This window comes from Paenibacillus oryzae (assembly GCF_001675045.1).
GTDB lineage: Bacteria > Bacillota > Bacilli > Paenibacillales > Paenibacillaceae > Pristimantibacillus > Pristimantibacillus oryzae.
This window is the reverse complement of record NZ_LYPA01000065.1, coordinates 390,787-412,320: the sequence shown is the minus strand read 5'-3', so window position 1 is coordinate 412,320 and position 21,534 is coordinate 390,787. Positions and strand designations below refer to the sequence as shown.

Here is a 21,534-nt window from a genome sequence, read left to right as displayed (position 1 = left end):
CATCACCCTACCTTGGTTACTCGCGTGTCGCCAATAAACGAGCTGACGACAAGCTTGATTTTTTTGTCCGCCTCCGAATATCTTGGTGTTTGAATGCTGGTGCTGGACATTATTCCGCCTTCCTTGCGGCCAAATACTTTGACATCTCCAATAAAGGTGCTGGACACGACCAGAATGCCAAGCTCGCAATCATCCGGCACATAAACCTTTACATCGCCAATGAACGAGGAGATGTTAATTCGGGTTTCGCCATACGGAATTTGCGCTTTTGTCAGATCAAGCACGGTATCTCCAATAAAATGAGAGATATTAAGCGGTTTAAGCTCCCAATATTCATGTCCCATATGAATGTCGCCGATAAAGCCGGAACGGTTAACCACATTGGGATTGCCCGAATTCCACCATTCCACATGCTCATGCTCATGTTTTTCCTGTTTTTCGTAATGCTTGTATTTCCCGTGTTTATTATCCTTATTATATTCGCCCCATTTGGTCCAATCGCTCCACTTATTGTCGCTTTCCGGATTATGCTGCGGCTCCTGATAGCCGCCAGCTCCTTCATGTGGCTGCTCATACCCAGGCTTGCTCTTTCCATGCGGCTGCTCCACGGAATTCATATCGAACTTGCCGGTAGGATCGGGATGAAGCGGCGGTGCCGGCGGCACTGGACGGTCATCATTATAAGGTCGATAGGATTTCCATTCATCCTCTTGCGGTGTTTCCCGCTTTTTGGGAGATGTTTTTAAAATCAGCTTGAGGCCGATATAGATAATGATAACGGGGATCGCAAAACGAACAATCTCCCCTGGCGAAAGCTCGATAAAATCAAGATTTTTAGCTAAAAATATGACCCCCACCATAAGAAGCAGCAAGCCGCCGCCGCCCCCGTTGCCAGCAAAGGTTCTGCCCTCCATCAATTTCACTAAACCAAAATATATAAGAATAACGGGCCAATACGTTCGCAACAAATCTCCCGCATCAAATTGAATGTAACCCAATTGCCGCAGAAGAAACATTACGCCAATTCCAATAATCAATGTACCGGTCAACGTCCGGCTCATAATACCGCGCCTCATCGTCTACAACCCCTCATGCTTATGACATTGTTCACTACCTACATTTAGTATAGCCATTGTCCTGCCCGCAAAGAAGGGACGGCCGATTGAAATTCATCTCGGTCTCTGGACGGAGAAGGTTACTTTAATTGGAATTAATCAAAATAGCCCCAAAAGAAAGGAGGAACCGATTTGGTTCCTCCTTGTTATTTTGCCTCTACTATTAAATTAGCTGATTTTATTTTTGATTTTGGTTGTTGCGGTTATTTTGGCGTTGCGACATAGTTTGTCCGTTAGTGGAATTGTTCTGAACCAATTCCTGCGAAAACTCGGCGTTAAGCTGTTTGTTTTGCGGGGCTTTATTGTTTTTGTTCTTAGCCATTATAATCACCTCCCAGCCTATGTCATAGTATGCCGTCGATTTTTCAACTTATGCGGCGGCTTACGATTCCAGATAGGACTGGGGAATGGGCTGCCCTGCTTGCACAGCGCCGTTGATTCCGTTAAGCCAGGCTTGCGACAGCTTGCCGTTTCCTTTGCGCAGCACCTGAACGCTCACCTTGCGTTTACCCCATTGCTCATACACTTCCCTGATCGTTTCAAAATAAAGATCGATCCGTTTACCCTTGATCGCCGAGCCGGTATCCGCCACAACCCCGTAGCCATAACCGGGAATATACAGCAGCGTACCGATCGGAAACAGCCGGGGATCGGCAGCGATTGTCGACACACGGTCGCGTCTCACCTTAACGCCTGAATAGGTAATGCCATAACCGGGGTGGCCCGGGGACTTCCCCGTGGATTCAACTCCGGCCGTATAACCAGTTGCGACAACCTCCACCGATTCCGGCTCGGCCGGAGTCGGGCTTTTGACGGCAACAGGAGCCGCCAGAGCTGCATCCGGCTTAGTTGACGTTGACGCGTTGGTCGCGGGCATATCAGTACCTGATTCAATTGCCATAGGCTGCTGCGAGCCTGCGGCGGCAATCGGAAAACATGGCGACGTCAGCAATACAGCCGTCGCGCAAGCGCCTGCCAGCCTGGACAGACATACAAAAAAGCTTGTAACCATCTGGGCTAACTCCTCCTTGAAGGAAATCATGCCCCGATGGCACAAGCTTTATGCGAAAATAAATTAAACCTTGGAGTCGATCTGGCCTTTAAGCAGTGATGCCAGCTCAGCTATCGGCATGGAGCCGATATCGCCTTCTCCGCGTTTGCGGACCGATACGGAGCCCGCTTGCTGTTCGTTTTCCCCCACAACGAGCATATAAGGGATTTTCTCCAGCTGGGCTTCGCGGATTTTATAGCCAAGCTTTTCGTTGCGCAGATCGCTTTCCACGCGAATGCCGCTGAATTGCAGCTTCTCTTCCACCTCACGCGCATAAGCCTCGTAAGCGGTCGAAACCGGGATAACCTTGGCTTGAACTGGCGACAGCCAAAGCGGCAGCGCGCCAGCAAAGTTTTCCAGCAGATAGGCGGTCATGCGCTCCATAGTGCTGATAATCCCGCGGTGAATAACGACAGGACGGTGCTTCTTGCCATCTTCGCCGACGTATTCCAGCTCGAAACGCTCAGGCAGGAGGAAGTCCAACTGGGATGTACCCAGTGTTTCTTCTTTGCCCAGAGCAGTTTTGATTTGTACATCAAGCTTTGGACCGTAGAAGGCTGCCTCGCCTTCCGCTTCAAAAAACGGAAGATCCAGTTCTTCAACAACTTCACGCAGCATCCTTTGCGACATTTCCCACATTTCATCATTTTGGAAATACTTCTCTTTGTCGTTAGGGTCACGGTAAGAAAGACGGAAGCGGTATTCCTTGATGCCAAAGTCCTCGTAAACTTGACGGATCAAATTAACGACGCGGGCAAACTCTTCCTTGATTTGATCGGGACGACAGAAGATATGCGCATCGTTCAAGGTCATCGCTCTTACGCGATGAAGCCCTGTGAGCGCCCCGGACATTTCGTAACGGTGCATTGTGCCCAGCTCGGCAATCCGGACTGGAAGATCGCGATAGCTGCGCATGTCGCTTTTATACACCATCATATGATGGGGACAGTTCATCGGGCGAAGCACCAATTCTTCATTATCCATCGCCATCAAAGGGAACATGTCCTCGCTGTAGTGCTCCCAATGTCCCGAAATCTTATATAAATCCACATTTGCGAGCACCGGAGTATAAACATGCTGATAGCCAAGACGTTCCTCCAGATCCACAATATAACGCTCCATAGTTCTGCGAACCTTCGCTCCGTGCGGCAGCCACAGCGGCAGGCCTTGACCAACCTCGCGGGAGAATGTAAACATCTTGAGTTCTCGTCCAAGCTTGCGGTGATCCCGCTTTTTGGCTTCCTCCAGCAAATGCAGATGCTCGTCAAGCTGGGCTTTTTTGAAAAACGCTGTGCCGTAAATGCGCTGCAGCATTTTGTTTTTGGAATCGCCGCGCCAGTAGGCGCCTGCAACGCTTAGCAGCTTAAAGGCTTTGATTTTGCCGGTAGACGGCAAATGAGGGCCGCGGCACAGGTCAAAAAATTCGCCTTGATCGTACAGTGTAATGACGGAATCCTCCGGCAAATCGCGGATCAGCTCCAGCTTCAGATGATCGTTGATTTCAGTGAAAATCGCTACCGCTTCGTCGCGGCTCACCTCGCGGCGGCGGATTTCCAGATTTTCGCCGACGATTTTGTTCATTTCTTTTTCGATGGCGGCCAGATCATCCGGCGTTAATGAATGCTCCATGTCGATGTCATAATAAAAGCCGTCTTCGATAACGGGGCCGATGCCCAGCTTCACATCGCTGTAAATTCTCTTCAATGCCTGCGCCAATAAATGTGCGGTGCTGTGACGATACACCTCAAGCCCGTCCGGGCTGCTGTCTGTCACGATTTCGATTGCGGCATTGCTTTGGATCGGCGCGTAAACGTCAACCACCTTGCCGTCGATTTTGCCAGCAAGCGCGTTTTTGCGCAGACCGGGGCTGATGGAGCCCGCTACTTCCTCAATAGTTGTTCCCGCCGGATATTCCCTTACCGCTCCATCCGGCAGCGTAATGCTGATGTTCATGTTGCCACATCCTCCTTGACCATGTATTCAAGCCGTCATGACGGGATGACAGCGCACAAAAAAAGCGCGCATCCCGCAAAGGGACGAGCGCTTGTTGTCTCGTGGTTCCACCCTACTTCAACTGATACGTTAGGCTTTGCCGCATGCGGCAATGACTAAACCATACAGTCCTTGTAAACTCTTATAACGGAGAGGTCCGGTGCGGCTTACAGCGAAGGAGATTACCGGCTTATCCCTGGCTGCATATTGGCCTGAATGATCGGCACATGCTGGAAGGAACGCCCTCTCCGGTTCAACCGCACAGCTACAAAAGGGGTACATTCGACACCGTCCTGCAAGGAAATTTCAGCCGGGTTTCCTCTCTCTGCTGCAAGCGTCTTGACGAATACATGTCTTTTGTCATTGCTGTTGCTTGGATATGTCGATAATTATAGAACGGCTGCTTCCATTCGTCAAGTGTACTACCGAAGCACATCCAGACTTTCGGCGCAAGACGGACACTTGACGCATAGCTTGACTCTGCCTTCGAATATCGTCTGAAGCGTGCGAATGACCTGAAGCTCGGGCTGTCGCGTATGAATCGTAATTTGGCCGGGCGCAACGGAAATCAGCGTGCTGACCACCATATCCTCCATATTCATTTCCGTTTCCAGCATTTCGGCGACGATCCGGTCGGGGGATGGTTTTGCCTCGATCGGCTTAAAGCGGCTGTCGTACATAACGAATTCTTGCCCGCCCTTGTGGAGCACATGCACATGCGCAACCTTTTCATCCTGCATCTGCACAAAATATTTAAGTAACGAAATAAACTCCTGATATTGTTTATCCATGGCGTATTCATCCATGGCGTATTCCACTATTTCAGCCAGCTCCTTGCGATAAGCAGACAGACGGAATGTTGCAAAGCCTTCCAAATTCAGCGTGATTCCTTCATGCAAATACTCCCGGATTTCCTGCTCTATTTTGTCTCTTCTCCGCGCCTGGTCCGCTTCCTTGAATTTGCCCCCCAGACCGTCCCATTCCTTGCCCTGCATCAGCTCGTTGCAATAATCCAATATCCGCCGGTCCTCCCCATGCCGGGTGTCGGGAAATTTGCGCGTAATGAAGGAACGAAGCATTTCGTTCTCCATCTCGGCTACCACAAATTCAGCAATAGCAGAAGCAGCGGACTGGAAAATGACCGGCCCATGAGTGCGCAGATGAAACCGGGCCATCACAGCTTTGCAATTAACTCTAACCTCTTCGCTGCTCTCAAAATAAACCGGCATCTCGCGCTGCTCTTTGCTCCGCGAACCAGCCGTTTTATGTAAATCGGCTATTAAGTGCTCCGTCAGCAGTGCGCCGAGCTTATCCGCGCTGCCTGCACAGGTTTCCGGCAAGATAATACTGAATAGTTCCACTGCGCTCGCCCCTTTCCTTCCGTTACAGTATATGGCCCTCCAGCACCGTATATACGGCCTCTGCGAAGGGAAGCATTGGCATGTCCAAGGGCGAGGGAACAAGAACAAGAACAAGAACAAAAAAACCCAAGAGACCAATCTGTTAGGATGGTACTCCCGGGCCTGGCGCATGAAGCATCAAATGCTAATTGATAACATGCGGCGACACTGCTTAATTTTGCATAATAAAGTCCTGCTTAACCTTTTCTGCTTCGTTAAACATTTTTATAATGTTGTATTTCGTATCGCGTTGAGCCGGGATTTTTCCCGCTTCCCGAATCAATTGAAGAATCAGCTCGATGTTGACCTTATGCGTTGTTCCCGCCGCGGATACTACGTTTTCCTCAATCATTGTGCTGCCAAAATCGTTGCAGCCATAGGAAAGCGACAGCTTGCCCATATCAGGTCCCATCGTCACCCAGGAGGACTGAAGGTTTTTAATATTGTCCATCATGATGCGGCTGACGGCTACAATCCTTAAATATTCCTCAGGCTTTTGCTTCTCCAGCTTCAGCCTGGTGTTGTCGGGCTGGAACGGCCAGGAAATAAACGCCAAAAAGCCCGGCGTCGGATATCCTTGGGACAACACGCGGTCCTGCTCCTCGCGGATTCTAAGCATATGCAGCGCGCGCTCTTCAATGGTTTCCCCAAGACCGTATACCATCGTTGCCGTTGTATTCATGCCATGGCGATGAGCGGAGTTCATAACGTCCATCCAATCGGTCCATGATCCCTTCGCACGGCTAATTCTTCGCCGCGTCCGGTCATCCAGAATTTCAGCTCCGCCTCCCGGCAGAGAGTCCAATCCCGCCTCATGCAGCTGCGATATAACCTCGTCCAGCGTCAGTCCGTTGGACACAACCTTCATCTTCTGAATTTCTGCAGGAGAGAAGGAGTGCATGGTAATGTCAGGGAATTTCGCTTTGATCTTTTTCAACAGGTCGGTGTAATACGTAAACGGCAAGTTGGGATTAGTTCCGCCTTGCATCAAAATTTCCGTACCCCCCACATCTATCGTTTCCTGTATTTTATTTAAAATGACCTCGTCATCCAGCACATAGCCTTCATTGGAGCCCGGTGCGCGATAAAAGGCACAGAAGCGGCAATACACGTCGCATACGTTGGTGTAGTTCACATTGCGGCCAACGACAAAGGTCGTGATCGGCTCGGGATGCCATTTCAACATGATCTGATTAGCGGTATGCCCCATCTTTTCGATTTCGTCGGATGCAAGCAGCTCCATACCTTCCTCAAGGCCGAGACGCTCTCCGCGCAAAGCCTTGTCCAGAATTGCATCAATTGCGCTCATTCGCAGGATCTCCCTCCATTCATGAATTGATCTCAATGTCAAGTAATCATAATCTATCCTAACATACTACGAACGGACGCGCCATCTGTCGCTTTTGACTCATTTTGTCCATTTAAGGAATTCTGTTTGTCCAGCGGTTCACTATTTGAAAAAATGAGGATGCAAAACGGCCGATTTTCATCGGCCGCAGTTACAGCTTTTATGATTGTTCGATTTCCAGTCGCGCCTCTTCAATAGCTTGACCCAGATCGGCAATCAAATCATCCACATGCTCAATGCCAACGGAGAAGCGCAGAAGACGGTCGTCTACGCCTATGGCCTTGCGAATTTCCTCCGGAATATCCGCGTGGGTCTGAATCGCGGGATAGGTCATCAGTGACTCTACGCCGCCAAGGCTTTCCGCAAATGCAATCAGCTTGATATGGCGCAGAATAGGCTCCACATAACGGGCATCCTTCAGCCTGAACGAAAAAATACCCGTATTGCCCGAGGATTGGCGGTTTTGAATATCATGGCCGGGGTGATGCTTCAGAGCCGGATAATAAACATCCTCTATTGCGGGATGCTCCATCAGCCAGTTAGCCAGCGCTGTCGCATTGTACTCATGACGCTCCATACGAAGAGCCAGCGTTTTCATGCCCCTCATGAGCAGCCACGAATCCTGCGGCCCCAATACCGAGCCAATGGAATTATGCAGGAAAGCCAGCTTGGCAGACAATTCTTCGCCTTTGGATATGATAAGGCCCGCCAATACATCATTATGGCCGCCCAAATATTTGGTTGCGCTATGAATGACGATATCCGCTCCAAGCTCAATCGGACGCTGCAGGAACGGAGTCAGCAGGGTGTTGTCCACAATAACGAGCAAACCTCGGGATTTGGCCCATGCGCTGACACGCTCCAAATCAGTAATCATCATAAGCGGGTTTGTTGGCGTCTCCACCAGGATAGCTTTTGTATGTGGCGTCAGCTTCTCCGACATGCCATCGATATCGTTTGTATCCACATAGGAGGCCGTTATACCAAAACGCGTCATAATCTGCTCCAGCAGACGATAGGTTCCCCCGTACAGGTCAAGCGAAACAATGAGATGGTCGCCTTGGCTGAAATAGGCAAAAACCGTTTGCAGAGCGGCCATTCCGGAGCTGCAGGCAAAAGCAGCGTCGCCGCATTCCAGCTCTGCTGCCGCTTCCTCCAGCACGGCACGGGTCGGATTTTTGGTCCGCGTATAATCAAACCCCGTGCTTTGTCCCAATTTGGGATGGCGGAATGCAGTTGCATTATAGATTGGAAAACTGACGGCTCCCGTAACCGGCTCCTTCTGCGAGCCGATTTGTGCCAAATGACTTTCAATCTTCATAAAAATGAGCAACTCCCTCAATAGTGATATGAAATGCCGTCACAAAGCCTGATTGTTTCAAATCCCCGCTCCAAGCTCGTACGGCGTCTGCTGGTAGACGTAATAATTGAGCCAGTTGGAAAACAGCAGGTTGGCGTGCGCTCTCCATATGGAGAGCGGCATACAGGAAGGATCGTTGCCCGGATAGTAGTTAAGCGGCAGCGCTATATCCATACCCTTGGCCACGTCCCGGTCGTATTCCGCCTTGAGCGAATCTGTATCGTATTCCGAATGGCCGGTAACAAATATGCGCTTTCCATCCTTCGACGCTACGATATATACGCCAGAATCCTCCGATAGGGACAAAATTTCAAGCTCTTCCACCTTCTCTATATCTTCGACGCGCACTTCCGTATGTCTGGATTGCGGTACATAAAACAACTCGTCAAAACCCCTCAGCAGCTGAACGTTTTGCTTTTCTACCGTATGAGGAAATACTCCAAACATTTTTTGATCCAGATTATATTTGGGAATGCCATAATGATGGTAAAGCCCCGCCTGGGACGCCCAGCAAATATGGAAGGTAGAGGTGACATGGCGTTTGCTCCACTCCATGATCTCCTTCAGCTCTTCCCAATAAGTAACCTCCTCGAACGGCAGATGCTCAACGGGCGCTCCTGTAATAATCATGCCGTCGAAGTAGCGGTGTGCGATTTCGTCAAACGTTTTGTAAAAGGACTCCAGATGCTCTGCAGACGTATTTTTGGACGTGTGCGTCCGGGGATGGAGCAGCACGACCTCAACCTGCAGAGGCGTATTGCCGATCAGGCGGAGCAGCTGGGTTTCAGTCGTTTCCTTGGTCGGCATCAAATTTAATATGGCAATTCGAAGCGGACGAATATCCTGATGGTAAGCGACGCTTTCATCCATGACAAAAATATTTTCGCGGTTCAGTATTTCCTTTGCCGGCAAGTTGTCCGGAACTTTAATGGGCATTCTGACTCCTCCTATGCTCATGATGCGGCTTGCGCCAAAATCATCAGACTGCAATAAAAAAGACCCCTTCTGCGTGAGAAAAGGTCGTCTGCTCGGAAAAGAAGCCATCCGCCTCTCTCATCTCCCAGAAACGTTGTCGTTTCCGCAAGAATTAGCACCGTGCTTATGCCGGTTGCCGGGCTTCATCGGGCTAGTCCCTCCGCCTGCTCTTGATAAGAAAGTAGTCTATTCAATTTTTTGCAATCCTAATTTATTTACACTTTAATGCATTATGTCACTCTCGTCAAGAACCTGTTTTGCATACACTACTACTGATATCTGTTCAATGCTTGAATGTTACAGCGAACCGGGAGTATACTAGACAAGGATTGCGGCTTAATTGAAGACAAAAAGGAGTGAACGCAGGATTATGGAAGGTGATCGAGGTAGCTCGGACAATTGTGATACGGCATTACCGCCAGTCTTCGCGAGAAGGCGAAGCATAACCCTCAGTTCCCTTGTTTGTCGCCGCTTATCGGGCAGATTCTCAAGGCATCTCTGAAGGCTTGATTTCGCCTCTGCAGACTGGCGGTTTCCTGCATGAAGCGAGAGGAGAAACTGCATATGAAAATCAGACATGTGATCAATGGCAATTTTGAAGTGCTGGAGGAAATCGAAAAAACGATTACGCCTCCCGCCGAAGGTTTTTATTGGATCGACGCCGACGTTGAAGATCTGGCCGTTCTGCAGCCGTTGTTCGGCATGCATGACCTGGCCGTGGAGGATTGTCTTCAGGAAGAGGAGCAACGTCCCAAAATCGAGCTTTACGAGCAGCATTATTTTATTGTAATCAACAGCATCCGGTTCGACGATGAGGAAATTTTCCTCCGTGCGCTTAACATCTTTTTGGGCCGCCATTATATTATTACAGTTACCCGGCAAAAAATTAGCGAGCTGCGCACGCTGAAGCCTATTCTATGGGAGCAGGAGGTCTGCCGCCCCGACCAGTTTCTCTATCATCTTGTCGACCTTGTCGTCGATAATTACTTCCTGGTTGGCGACCGGATCGACATGCGGATAGAAGCGCTTGAGGAGGATATCCTCATGCATACGAAAAAATCCCATCTGAATGAAATTATCGGCTTGCGCGCCGAAATATTGTGGGTCAAAAAAGCGCTTGGCCCTCAACGCGAGCTTATCTTTACATTAAATAAAAAAGAACTGCGCCTGATCGACGACCAGCTCCAGAAATATTTTGGCGACGTTTATGAAAATACGCTGAAAATCGCGGAGTCCTTTGAAACGTACCGCGATTTGATGGGCAACTTGCGCGAGGCGTATCAGTCCAGCCTGTCCAGCAGAGCAAACGAAATTATGCGCGTTTTTACCGCTATTACAACCATTTTTATGCCGCTGACGTTTATTACCGGAATCTACGGCATGAACTTCGACATTATACCCGGCCTACATTATCGCTTTGGCGCGTATGTGCTTCTTGGCATCATGGCGATACTTGGCTTCAGCATGTTTGTTATCTTCCGCAAAAAGGAATGGCTCTAATGCCTTTCCTTTTTTTCTTTTTCTTTTTCTTTTTGCTGCCGCTTGACGGGAAGGCTATAATAGAATAAGGACTGGCGGCATTCTGCAAGTCGGAAGGAGGCATAACCGAATATGAATATCAGCCAGTTGGAAACGCTGCTGACCATCTCCAAAACGATGAGCTTTCGCAAGGCTGGCGAATTGCTGAACTTGACCCAGCCGGCTGTGTCGGCCCAGATCAAAAGTCTGGAGGACGAATTCAAGTCCGTGCTGATCAATCGAAATCAACCCGTCACATTAACGGATCACGGACAAGTCTTTCTGGAGCATGCGGAGAAAATACTTGGCATTGTAGAGGAGCTTAAGCAGCGTCTGGATGATTTGAATCAGACCCCTCAGGGCCACATCGTGCTTGGCACAACAACCTCCATTGCCATTCAGATTTTGCCCAGGGTGCTTTCCTATTTCCAGGATCAATATCCGCAAATTAAAACCACCATCCATACAATGCCTTCTTCACAGGTGATGACATGCGTGGAGAACGGTACGGTTGATGTCGGAATCACCTACCTGACCGAAAAAAATCCGAATATTTCCTCATCCGTTCTTTATTACGACACCTTCGAGCTTGTCGTGTCTCCCGAGCATCCTATGAGCCGTCTAACCCATACAACAGTAGACAAGCTGCGAGATTTGCCCATGATTATGCTGGCGCCGGACACACTTGGGAGACGGTTTATAGACGGTATTTTAAGAAAGCATAATGTGCAGCCAAATATTGTCATGGAGCTGTCCAGCAGCGAAGAAGTGAAGCGAATGGTGGAAATAGATTTGGGCGCAGCGATCGTGTCCAAATTATCGATACCTACGGAGCTAAAATTGGGCACGCTAAAAATCATCAAGGTGCATGAGCTGGAGACAACCCATCCCGTTGGGGTGGTTTATCGGTCGGGACGTTACCTTAATACCGCGATGCAGCAGTTTCTTAGCGATTTGAGGGGTATGCCGGAGCACCAATTCATAAGCAGCGAGTAGGAGCGTGAGTACAATGAAATTTGATTTACATACTCATCATTTCAGATGTGGACATGCCGACGGCAGCATTGAGGATTATATTAAAGCCGGCATTGAGCATGGCCTGCAGGTAATCGGCATATCGGATCACTCCCCTTATTTTGCCCATGAGGAGGATCATCCCGCCCCCGGCATCGCCATGGCGCGCAGCGAATTCGCCAACTACGTGGCCGAGGTGCAGCGCCTCAAGGAAAAGTACAGAGGCAAAATCGAGGTGCTGCTTGGCGTGGAGTCGGATTATTTCCCCGACAAAGCCGACGTTTACCGGGCCGCCTACAAAGATGTTCCGTTTGACTACATCATCGGCTCTGTCCATCAGGTTAGCGGCGTCAGCATTTTTAACCGGACTCGTTGGCAGAAGCTTCCAGAAATCCGGCATGTTGACGAGAAAAAGAGCTATTACGATCTTATAGCCCGTTCCGCGCAAAGCGGCATGTTCGACATTCTGGGCCATATCGACGCCATGAAGGGGTATTATCCTGCCTTTTCGGACATTCAAACGCCAGAAGCCATAGACGATGCGTTGCGGGTCATTGCTCAAAGCAATGTGTCCATTGAAATCAATACCTCCGGCAGCACCAAATATGTGGGCGGGTGGTATCCATCCGACGCGATTCTGGAGCGCGCTCATTATTTTGGCGTCAATGTTACCTTTGGCTCCGACGCCCATCTCCCTTCCAGAGTCGGGGACGAGTGGGAGCTTGTTGCAAAACGGCTGAAGGAAATCGGCTTTAAAAAATGGGTTTTCTACCGTCAGCGCAAACCCGTTATTGTGCCTCTATAGACAAAAAAGTGGACCCGCGCTAAACGCAGGTCCCAATATAGTTATATGAAAAGGGGGTCTTGCTTATTATAATAACCCCTTTATATAAACGTGCGATAACAGGAACATTTCATTTGTGTAACAAATAGGACATGTTGAAAGTAATGAAACGGCTCCCCTTCCTCCATTGCTCTGAACCTGGGAACGCATACCGTATTAGACACTTACTTTTTGTACGTGTATATGGTATAATGGAAGCAGAAAAGCGGGGTGATTACGTTGGATTATTCGATCATGTGTCCTAGATACGAGGCGGCTGCAGATATCCTGGGTAAGAAATGGACTGGCCGGATTATCCGGGTGCTGTTGGGCGGACCGAAACGCTTCAAGGACATGAAGGAGCAGATTCCGGAGATGAGCGATAAAATGCTGACGGACCGGATGAAGGAATTAGAGCTGCTCGGCATTGTCAATCGCCATGTTTATCCCGAGATGCCAGTACGGATTGAATACGAGCTTACGCCGAAAGGCCGCGATCTGAAGCCCGTAATCGAGTCGATTCAAGTCTGGGGAGAATCCTGGATGTAAAACATGCGTTGCGCGTCATGCAGCCTGGCTGTTATGCCGCTCCCAAAAACAAGCAGTCTCCCGCCTTGCCGATGCCGGCATGACCAGGAGACTGTTTTTTTGTCATCTTAAAAAGGGAAGAACAAGGGCAGCGCCACAACCATAGCAACGCCTAGCAGTATCTGCACCGGCATGCCCACCTTAACATAATCCATAAAGGAATAACGTCCCGCGGACATGACTAGCGCATTGGGAGGCGTTGAAAATGGAACGGCAAAGCAAATGGTAGCGCCTAATGAAACGGCAAATAGATAAGGCACCGGATTAACGCCAAGTTGAACGGCCGCCGATAGCGCGATGGGAGCAAACAGGATAGCGCAAGCCGTGTTACTGATAAACAAGGTCAGGAACGAGGTGGCGAAATAGATGCCTGCCAGCATCGCCATCGGGCCAGCGCTGCCCAAGCTGCCTACAAGCCCTTCTGATATCAGGGTCGCCGCGCCCGATTTCTCAATCGCTGTAGACATGGGAATCATGCCTCCGATCAGCACGATGCTTTCCCAATTGACTGTTTTATAGGCGGCTTCCATGTTGCGAAGACAGCCTGTTGCCACCATCAGAACAGCCGCCAGCATGACAGAAACAACGGCCGGGAATACTTCCGCTATCATCAGCACCACCATCAGCAGCATAATGCCTCCGGCAAGCGGCGCTTTATGCTTGAGCGGCATAGCCGCAGCGGATTCCAGCGGCTGGCCGACAACAACAACGTCATCCTGCTCGCGCGCCATGCTTGCGATGCTTTTCCACGCTCCCTGCACCAGCAGCGCATCCCCCGTGCGGATTTTTTCATCCTTTAGGCCATGCAGGACAAACGTCCCTTTCCGCTGGATGCCTAATACGTTGACGTTATAGTTTTCACGAAAACCGGAATGCTTCACCAGTTGATTGATATGTTTGGAATTGGTGGGAATAATCACTTCGGCTATGCCAAAGTCGGTGGAGGCGTAGCCCTCGCTTGCGGATTCCCCTTCCTTTTCCGTCGCGCCTTGATCCATCAGAATCAAATCGTATTCCTTGGCAAAGGCATTAATTTCAGGGAAATCGCCTTTTACATAAAGAATATCCTGCACCAAAATCCGCGTATCGGGTCGGGCCATCTCGCCATTGATCGTTTTGAAAAAAGGATTTTTATGCGATGTTTTTCTGCGAATTTCACTAATATGGATACCGAACTGTTCGCCAATATTAAGCTCGCGAATGATTTTCTGGGCAATTGGCGACCGCTCATGCACCTTAAGGCGGTACAGGTTTTGCGACAGCATATATCGCTTGGCCAGCTCATTAATGTTGACGCCTGCCCCGCCGCTGGCGTTGCTGTCATCCTTGCGCCCTGACAAAAAGAGTTTGCTGAAAAATAAAATAAGCAGCGTGCCTAAACCTAAGGCAACCAAACCAATCGGCGTAAAGGAAAAAAAGGATAATTCCTGAAAGCCGCCTTTGGTCAAGGTTTCACGAATAACCATATTGGGCGGCGTCCCGATAAGCGTAAGGGTCCCGCCAAGGCTGCTGGCAAATGCCAGAGGCATCAATAATCTAGAGGGGCTGCTGCCGGCTCTCATCGCCAAGCTGACGACGATAGGCAGCATAACCGCTACTGTCCCGGTGTTGCTTACGAACGTTCCCAAAAACGATGTTGCCAGCATGACCGTTATGAGAAGCTTTGTTTCATTGGCGCCGGCAAGAGCCAGCAGCTTTCCGCTGACGATTCCGGCAAGCCCCGTCTGGAAGATGCCTCCTCCGACCACAAATAATCCAATCATCATAATAACAACCGAATTGGAAAAGCCGGACAACGCCTCCGAAGGTGTCAGAATATCGCTGACGACCAGCACAATAAGAGCGCAAATGGCTACAAGATCGGAACGAACTTTGCCGCTGGCGAACAACGCCGCAGCAGCAGCCAATACAAGCAAGGTAATAATCATATCGCCGCTCATCTCTGCCTATCCCCCCACTCGCCCGTGTGGTTTTCTATTTAACCGGGCAAAATCTGCAAGCATGTTCACTGATGAATTGCTTATAACTTCTCCATGTTTACGTTGAAAATTTTAACACAGTTTCACAAGCGCTTTTGTGATTTACTTCACAATGATTAGCGTTGACAGCAATCGTCTTTGACGTTATTATAAATGATAATAATTATCAATTTCAAAATCAAGCTTATGTATGTAAAAAAACAGCCGGCAAGCCTGTCGCCGCTTGCCGGCTGCTGAAACGCGCCACCATGGCGGCGCTATTGTCATCAAGAATAAACGTATAATGTTAGGTTACATACCCAGCCATTTCTTGAACAGATGTTTGGTGGTGTCCTTGTTCATCGCCGCTATGGATGTTGTCAGCGGAATGCCCTTTGGACAAGAGCGGACGCAGTTTTGCGAGTTGCCGCAGCCTTCAATGCCGCCATCGGTCATCAGCGCTTCCAGACGCTCCTCTTTGTTCATCTCACCCGTAGGATGAGCATTGAACAAACGAACCTGTGAAATCGCCGCAGGACCGATAAAGCTGTTCCGGTCGTTTACGTTAGGACAGGATTCCAGACAGACGCCGCAGGTCATGCACTTGGAAAGCTCGTACGCCCATTGACGCTTTGTTTCCGCCATGCGCGGACCAGGGCCAAGGTCATACGTACCGTCGATCGGAATCCATGCTTTAACCTTCTTGAGCGCTCCAAACATGCGCTCGCGGTTAATAACAAGGTCTCGTACAACCGGGAAGGTACGCATAGGCTCAAGGCGGATCGGCTGCTCCAGCTTGTCAACGAGCGCGCTGCACGCTTGACGCGGCTTGCCGTTAATGACCATGGAGCAAGCTCCGCACACTTCCTCCAGACAGTTGGAGTCCCAGCATACCGGCGAGGTTTTGGTTCCGTCTGCCTTGAGCGGATTGCGCTGGATTTCCATCAGCCCGCTGATTACGTTCATATTGGGACGATACGGAATTTCGAATTCTTCCGTATACGGCTTGGATTCAGGCGTATCCTGGCGAGAGATAATAAACTTAACCGTTTTAGTAGCAGCAGTCGTTTCAGCCATCGTTATTCTCCTTTCTTCTTATCGGTAGAATAGTCGCGCTTGCGAGGCGGGATCAGACTGACATCAATATCCTCGTAGCTGATTTTGGGACCATCCGGCGTCCAGGTTGCGATTGTGGATTTCATAAATTGATCGTCATTACGGTCCGGGAAATCAGGCTTGTAATGCGCGCCGCGGCTTTCATTGCGCTGCAGGGCGCCCAGCGTCATCGCTTCCGACAGCTCAAGCATGTTCCATAGCTGGCGGGTAAAGGCGACGCCTGCATTGTTCCAGCCAGCGGTGTCGTTGATATTGATGTTCCGGTAGCGCTGCTTCAGCTCTTTGATTTTGCCAATCGTCGCTTCCAGCTTGTCGTTAAACCGGACAACGGTCATGTTGTTGGTCATCCATTCGCCAAGCTCTTTGTGAAGCACGTAAGCATTTTCCGTGCCGTTCATGGCCAGAATGCCGTTGTATTTATCGGTGTGGCGTTTTGTATCCCGGTCGAATACAGAGGAAGCTACATCCTCAGCCGATTTTTTTAGGCCTTTAATATATTCAACCGCTTTTGGACCGGCCACCATGCCGCCATAAATGGCTGACAGGAGGGAGTTGGCTCCCAGCCGGTTAGCGCCGTGGTATTGATATTCGCATTCGCCTGCGGCGAACAAGCCCGGGATATTGGTCATCTGGTTGTAATCAACCCACATGCCGCCCATGGAATAATGAACCGCAGGGAAAATTTTCATCGGAATTTTGCGAGGGTCGTCGCCCATGAATTTTTCATAAATTTCGATGATGCCGCCCAGCTTGACGTCAAGCTCCTTGGGATCTTTATGCGACAGGTCGAGATAAACCATGTTTTCGCCATTAATGCCAAGCTTCTGATCGACGCAAACGGCGAAAATTTCCCGTGTCGCAATATCGCGCGGCACCAGATTGCCGTATGCGGGATATTTTTCTTCAAGGAAATACCACGGCTTTCCGTCTTTGTACGTCCATACTCGTCCGCCTTCGCCGCGCGCCGATTCCGACATCAGCCGAAGCTTGTCGTCGCCCGGAATGGCTGTGGGGTGAATCTGGATAAACTCGCCGTTGGCGTAGTTGACGCCTTGCTGGTAAACCGCGCTGGCCGCCGTACCCGTATTGATAACGGAGTTGGTTGTTTTTCCGAAAATAATGCCTGGGCCTCCTGATGCCAAAATAACGGCGTCAGCCCTGACGGTAAGAACCTCCATGCTGCGAAGATCCTGAGCGGAAATGCCGCGGCATACGCCGTCGTCGTCGAGCACCGCGCCAAGAAATTCCCAATGCTCGAACTTGTTGACAAGACCAGCCGCTTCCCATCTGCGGACCTGCTCGTCAAGCGCGTACAGAAGCTGCTGGCCTGTCGTTGCGCCCGCAAATGCCGTGCGGTGATGCTTGGTGCCGCCAAAACGGCGGAAATCCAGCAAGCCCTCCGACGTACGGCTAAACATAACGCCCATCCGGTCCATCAGGTGGATGATGCCGGGAGCCGCGTCGCACATCGCTTTGACCGGAGGCTGATTTGCCAGAAAGTCGCCGCCATATACGGTATCGTCAAAATGTTCCCAAGGCGAATCGCCTTCGCCCTTTGTATTAACCGCGCCGTTAATGCCGCCTTGCGCGCATACGGAGTGGGAGCGCTTTACCGGCACTAGTGAAAAGAGATCGACATGTATGCCGGCTTCCGCCGCTTTGATTGTCGCCATCAGGCCGGCCAAACCGCCGCCGACAACGATAATTTTATTTTTAGCCATTACGCTTGCCTCCTTGTCGTCAATCTAGCCGATATTGCCAAGCAGGGCAATGGCGGCGCTTGCAACTTCATTAAACTCGTCACCCCTGAACGCTACAAGGGAAAGAATGAACAATGCGGAAACGATAACAAAAACACCCATGCAAATATAAGAAGAGACACGCTGAGCCTTAGGGCCGATCGTAATGCCCCAGCTGATCAGAAATGCCCAGAGTCCATTGCTGAAGTGGAACACGGCCGCCAATACGCCAATAACGTAAAGAGCGAAAAAAACCGGGCTGCTGGCAATGTGATGCATGGTGGAGCCTAACTCTTCATGCGTAATTTTGCCCATATACACTTGAAGACGGGTTTGGTACACATGCCAGAAAACGAATACAAAAGTAATCACGCCGGTAATTCGCTGTGCTGTAAACGCCCAGTTGCGACCATATTTGAATCGCCCCGTATTGGAGTTGGACTGATACGCCACGTATAAGCCGTATATCCCGTGAAACAGCAGCGGGAGATAAATCATTACCACCTCAAGCAGCGGCAGCAGCGGCAGGCCGTTAATCAGGCCAACGCCCTTGGCAAAGCCTTCCGGCCCGCGCTCGAACGCCTGATAGTTCGCCAAGCCATGCACAACAATGAACCCGCCAAGCGGAATAATACCCAGAAGCGAGTGCAATTTGCGCGCGAAATACGAATTCCCTTTCATTGTTCCCTTCTCCTTTCAAATCTGTGAATACCCCCACTTGTCACATAAGCCAGTTTACATTGTAACGCTGGCGTTTGCCTCCGTCAACAAAACTCGACACACATTCGCCACACTTCCATGGTACTCTTTTTCAGCTTATAATGGAATTGCATATTTATTATTAACTATTATAACAAAATGACATAAGAAGGTGTTAGCATGTATGAAGAATTGGAAATGTTTGCGGTTATCGTCGAGCAACGGAGTCTCAATAAAGCGTCGTCGCAATTAAATTTGTCACAGCCGGCGCTGTCTCGCAAGCTTGCGAAGCTGGAAAACGAAATCGGAGTCAAGCTTTTCCTGCGCGTCGGCAAGCGGCTGGAGCTGACCCGCATCGGCCAGTTGACCTACGAATATGCGCTGGAGCTGCGCCATCTTCACAAAAATTACCTGCAGACGGTAGCCGAATTTACCGCGACGGGGCGAGCCTCGCTGACAATCGGCGCCAGCCTGACGACGCTTCAGACAACGCTGCCGGATCTCATTCAGATCCTGACGGCAAGTCATCCCGAAATCGACATCAAGGCGGTAACGGGCAAAACACATGAAATTATCACCTATGTGCGCGAGCATAAGGTAGACCTTGGCATTATCGCGTCCAGCATCGACGATTCCGCCTTGCATTGCAGCCCGCTTTTCGAGGACCATCTGCTGCTGGTGCTGCCCAGCAATCACGATATGGCACATAAAAAAGGGCTCTCCATCGGGGATTTAAACGGGCTGCCGATGATTCTTTTTTCCAGAGGCACCTGGTATCGCCTGCTTACGGACGAGCTGTTCGAGAAGCATCGCCTTGCCCCGGACGTTCGAATGGAAATCGACTCCTTCGAAGCCATTCTCCGATTGCTGCATACCTGCCGGGCAGCGACGCTGCTTCCTAAGTCATATATGAGACGCGAGCTGATGGAGGATAACGACGTCATCGCCCTTTCCATCCGGGAACTGGAGGAAACCAAACGGACGACCTCGCTCATTCACGCTGACCCTGCCCGGCTCAGCCCCTCCGTTCGGGACTGCATCCGCGAAATCGAAGCCAGATACAGCTAAATTGCCTTAAACGCTCCCGTTGCGGGTTGGATAAATAAGCCACCATTGTGATATGGTATACCATAAGATGTTGTTCAAAAGCTGAGCTTTTTGAACCGGTCTATATTTTAGAAAAACAGAGGTGAGCTATGGAGCGCCAACTAATCAATGCCGGAGAATGGCGGCGTTACTGGCTGGCGGCATTGCTGCTGACAGCCGTTTTTATGGTTATTGAAATTTATCCCCTTGTGAAGTCCGTTTCCAATCATCCTTACCAAAACAAGGTCATTTCAAAAGCGGAGGCCGCTGAAGCGGCAATTACTTTCGCAAATGGAGAAACGGGGCTTTCCTTCGAAGCCAGCCGCGTCCTGCATCAAACCAATAAGCTCTTAAACGGTTATTTGTCCAAGGAAAAGCTGCTGGAGACCTATGAAGCCAAATATGGAGCGCGTTATCCGGCCGATACCTTTCAAGTTAATCTGGATCAAAAAGACGGGAGAGGCTACGGCTTCGTTTATGTGCATATGTATACGGGAGAAATTGCCGCTTGGAAGCTGGACATTTCCCGAGACGGACAGCTAAGTGATGAAGCTCAGGTACTCGCGGCGTTGACGGATAAGCTCCGGTCACGAGACATCGATCCGGGAAGCCTGACGCTGGAGGGAAGAAATACGTGGCAGGTCGCGGGAGCCTCGATCGGTAAAGCATCGTTATCCATTAAAGCAGTGGCCCAGGAGAACAACGGCAGCATTTCTGTCGTGGAGTTCAAGCCTGAATTCAAGGCGCCTCAGGATTACATCAGCTATGTGACCAAGCAGGATAATCTGGCAAAATGGCTGACTGGCGTGGGCTACGTTTTGTTTAGTATTATTCTTGGCATTTTGGCCATCGTTTACAGCATCTTGTATCGGAAGCATACTTCATTCAAATATGGCATCTTGCTGACGGTTGTGTTCTTTGTTGCCTATCTCATTATGAACCTGAATATGCTGGACGGCGGATATGCAGCCAGCGGAGAAACGCGACTGCCGCAAGGGTTCGGCATGATTACGCTTGTTGTTACTATTTTGCTCGCCATTCCTATGGTTGGCTCCGTTTATGTGTCCATTGTTGGCGGCGACGGCTTGTGGAGGTCGCAAGGAAGGGACTTGTGGCCGCGTCCGTCTGCGCCAGGCTTTGGCGATTATGTGTGGCGCAGCGTAGGGCTTTCCTATCTGTTTGCTTTAGGCATGCTGGGATTGCAGCCCCTTCTTTTTAAAGCGCTGGAGCTGGCTATTGGAACATGGTCAACAACCGATGTGATGATGTCGCCTTACAATATGGGCGTTCTATGGCTGATGCCAGTACTGGCCTGGGCAGCAGCTATTTCGGAGGAAGCCGTATTCCGCTTTTTCGGCATCGGCCTGCTCCGCAAATGGTTCCGTCATACGTTTGCCGCAACCATCATACCAACGATTGTCTGGTCGCTCGGCCATGTTATGTATCCTTTCTATCCATCGACAACCCGGCTGTTCGAGCTTATGGTCATTGGTTTGATATTCAGCTTTATCTTTGTGCGTTACGGCTTTATTACAGCCATGTTTACACATGCCATCTTCAACAGCATCGCCGTTGCCAGCTCGCTTTATCTGATTGGCTCCGCGGCAAATATCATTTCCGCTACCTTCTTTATCGTTTTGCCTGTCATCATAGCCTGGGTTTTGCGGGAATGGAACAAACGGGCCGTTCGAAAGGGCCCGCCCTCTATAGCGGCTAACCAATATGCCGGCGGCCCTCAGGCGCCGCAATAAT

At 50.2% G+C, this 21,534-nt stretch carries 18 protein-coding genes and 1 riboswitch; of the genes, 6 read left to right on the top strand and 12 right to left on the bottom strand.

Annotated features, from left to right (window positions below):
- Nucleotides 1-2: 2 nt before the first annotated feature.
- From liaF to metA, 8 genes are all read right to left on the bottom strand, one after another.
- Nucleotides 3-1,076: a cell wall-active antibiotics response protein LiaF gene (gene liaF / locus A7K91_RS17815; protein ID WP_068685121.1), complete on the bottom strand. Its 1,074-nt coding sequence runs from the start codon at nucleotides 1,074-1,076 to the stop codon at nucleotides 3-5.
- Nucleotides 1,077-1,293: 217 nt separating this feature from the next.
- Nucleotides 1,294-1,437 (bottom strand): hypothetical protein, encoded by a 144-nt coding sequence (locus A7K91_RS26515; protein WP_156739622.1) that lies wholly within the window; start codon nucleotides 1,435-1,437, stop codon nucleotides 1,294-1,296.
- Between the two features lie 60 nt (nucleotides 1,438-1,497).
- Entirely contained in the window at nucleotides 1,498-2,127 is a 630-nt protein-coding gene (locus tag A7K91_RS27295) for a 3D domain-containing protein (RefSeq protein ID WP_281198644.1), read from the bottom strand.
- A 63-nt stretch (nucleotides 2,128-2,190) separates the two neighbouring features.
- On the bottom strand, nucleotides 2,191-4,119 hold the full coding sequence (thrS, locus tag A7K91_RS17805) for a threonine--tRNA ligase (RefSeq protein WP_068685119.1): 1,929 nt from the start codon (nucleotides 4,117-4,119) through the stop codon (nucleotides 2,191-2,193).
- Nucleotides 4,120-4,580: 461 nt separating this feature from the next.
- Nucleotides 4,581-5,519: a putative sporulation protein YtxC gene (locus tag A7K91_RS17800; protein ID WP_068685117.1), complete on the bottom strand. Its 939-nt coding sequence runs from the start codon at nucleotides 5,517-5,519 to the stop codon at nucleotides 4,581-4,583.
- 211 nt (nucleotides 5,520-5,730) lie between these two features.
- A complete protein-coding gene (gene mqnC, locus A7K91_RS17795) occupies nucleotides 5,731-6,867 on the bottom strand; it encodes a cyclic dehypoxanthinyl futalosine synthase (protein WP_068685115.1) in 1,137 nt (378 codons plus the stop codon).
- 199 nt (nucleotides 6,868-7,066) lie between these two features.
- Complete coding sequence (locus A7K91_RS17790) at nucleotides 7,067-8,227, bottom strand: aminotransferase class I/II-fold pyridoxal phosphate-dependent enzyme (protein ID WP_068685113.1); 1,161 nt, start codon at nucleotides 8,225-8,227, stop codon at nucleotides 7,067-7,069.
- A 57-nt stretch (nucleotides 8,228-8,284) separates the two neighbouring features.
- Entirely contained in the window at nucleotides 8,285-9,202 is a 918-nt protein-coding gene (gene metA / locus A7K91_RS17785) for a homoserine O-acetyltransferase MetA (RefSeq protein ID WP_068685111.1), read from the bottom strand.
- A gap of 114 nt (nucleotides 9,203-9,316) precedes the next feature.
- Nucleotides 9,317-9,421, bottom strand: a riboswitch (SAM riboswitch).
- Between the two features lie 384 nt (nucleotides 9,422-9,805).
- Between metA and corA the strand changes: the two genes are divergently transcribed.
- From corA to A7K91_RS17765, 4 genes are all read left to right on the top strand, one after another.
- Complete coding sequence (gene corA / locus A7K91_RS17780) at nucleotides 9,806-10,741, top strand: magnesium/cobalt transporter CorA (protein WP_068685109.1); 936 nt, start codon at nucleotides 9,806-9,808, stop codon at nucleotides 10,739-10,741.
- Between the two features lie 111 nt (nucleotides 10,742-10,852).
- A complete protein-coding gene (locus tag A7K91_RS17775) occupies nucleotides 10,853-11,755 on the top strand; it encodes a LysR family transcriptional regulator (protein ID WP_068685107.1) in 903 nt (300 codons plus the stop codon).
- Nucleotides 11,756-11,768: 13 nt separating this feature from the next.
- Nucleotides 11,769-12,578 carry a histidinol-phosphatase gene (locus A7K91_RS17770; RefSeq protein ID WP_068685105.1) on the top strand — a complete coding sequence of 270 codons (810 nt, stop codon included), beginning with the start codon at nucleotides 11,769-11,771 and terminating at the stop codon, nucleotides 12,576-12,578.
- Nucleotides 12,579-12,836: 258 nt separating this feature from the next.
- Nucleotides 12,837-13,145, top strand: coding sequence for a winged helix-turn-helix transcriptional regulator (locus A7K91_RS17765; RefSeq protein WP_068685256.1), 309 nt, complete (start codon nucleotides 12,837-12,839; stop codon nucleotides 13,143-13,145).
- 107 nt (nucleotides 13,146-13,252) lie between these two features.
- On the opposite strand, the gene A7K91_RS17760 is transcribed toward A7K91_RS17765, so the two are convergent.
- The 4 genes from A7K91_RS17760 to A7K91_RS17745 all read right to left on the bottom strand — a co-directional run bounded on the left by A7K91_RS17760 (nucleotide 13,253) and on the right by A7K91_RS17745 (nucleotide 18,678).
- Nucleotides 13,253-15,124, bottom strand: a complete 1,872-nt coding sequence (locus A7K91_RS17760; RefSeq protein WP_156739620.1) for an SLC13 family permease — start codon at nucleotides 15,122-15,124, stop codon at nucleotides 13,253-13,255.
- Between the two features lie 330 nt (nucleotides 15,125-15,454).
- The gene (sdhB, locus tag A7K91_RS17755) at nucleotides 15,455-16,219 is read right to left on the bottom strand and encodes a succinate dehydrogenase iron-sulfur subunit (RefSeq protein WP_068685102.1); all 765 of its coding nucleotides are present in this window, start codon (nucleotides 16,217-16,219) and stop codon (nucleotides 15,455-15,457) included.
- A gap of 2 nt (nucleotides 16,220-16,221) precedes the next feature.
- Nucleotides 16,222-17,979, bottom strand: a complete 1,758-nt coding sequence (sdhA, locus tag A7K91_RS17750; protein ID WP_068685100.1) for a succinate dehydrogenase flavoprotein subunit — start codon at nucleotides 17,977-17,979, stop codon at nucleotides 16,222-16,224.
- A 24-nt stretch (nucleotides 17,980-18,003) separates the two neighbouring features.
- Nucleotides 18,004-18,678, bottom strand: coding sequence for a succinate dehydrogenase cytochrome b558 subunit (locus tag A7K91_RS17745; protein ID WP_068685098.1), 675 nt, complete (start codon nucleotides 18,676-18,678; stop codon nucleotides 18,004-18,006).
- A 198-nt stretch (nucleotides 18,679-18,876) separates the two neighbouring features.
- Here A7K91_RS17745 and A7K91_RS17740 point away from each other — a divergent pair, with 198 nt between their 5' ends.
- On the top strand, nucleotides 18,877-19,764 hold the full coding sequence (locus A7K91_RS17740; RefSeq protein ID WP_068685096.1) for a LysR family transcriptional regulator: 888 nt from the start codon (nucleotides 18,877-18,879) through the stop codon (nucleotides 19,762-19,764).
- 128 nt (nucleotides 19,765-19,892) lie between these two features.
- Nucleotides 19,893-21,533, top strand: coding sequence for a CPBP family intramembrane glutamic endopeptidase (locus tag A7K91_RS17735; RefSeq protein WP_068685094.1), 1,641 nt, complete (start codon nucleotides 19,893-19,895; stop codon nucleotides 21,531-21,533).
- The last annotated feature ends 1 nt before the right edge of the window (nucleotide 21,534 follow it).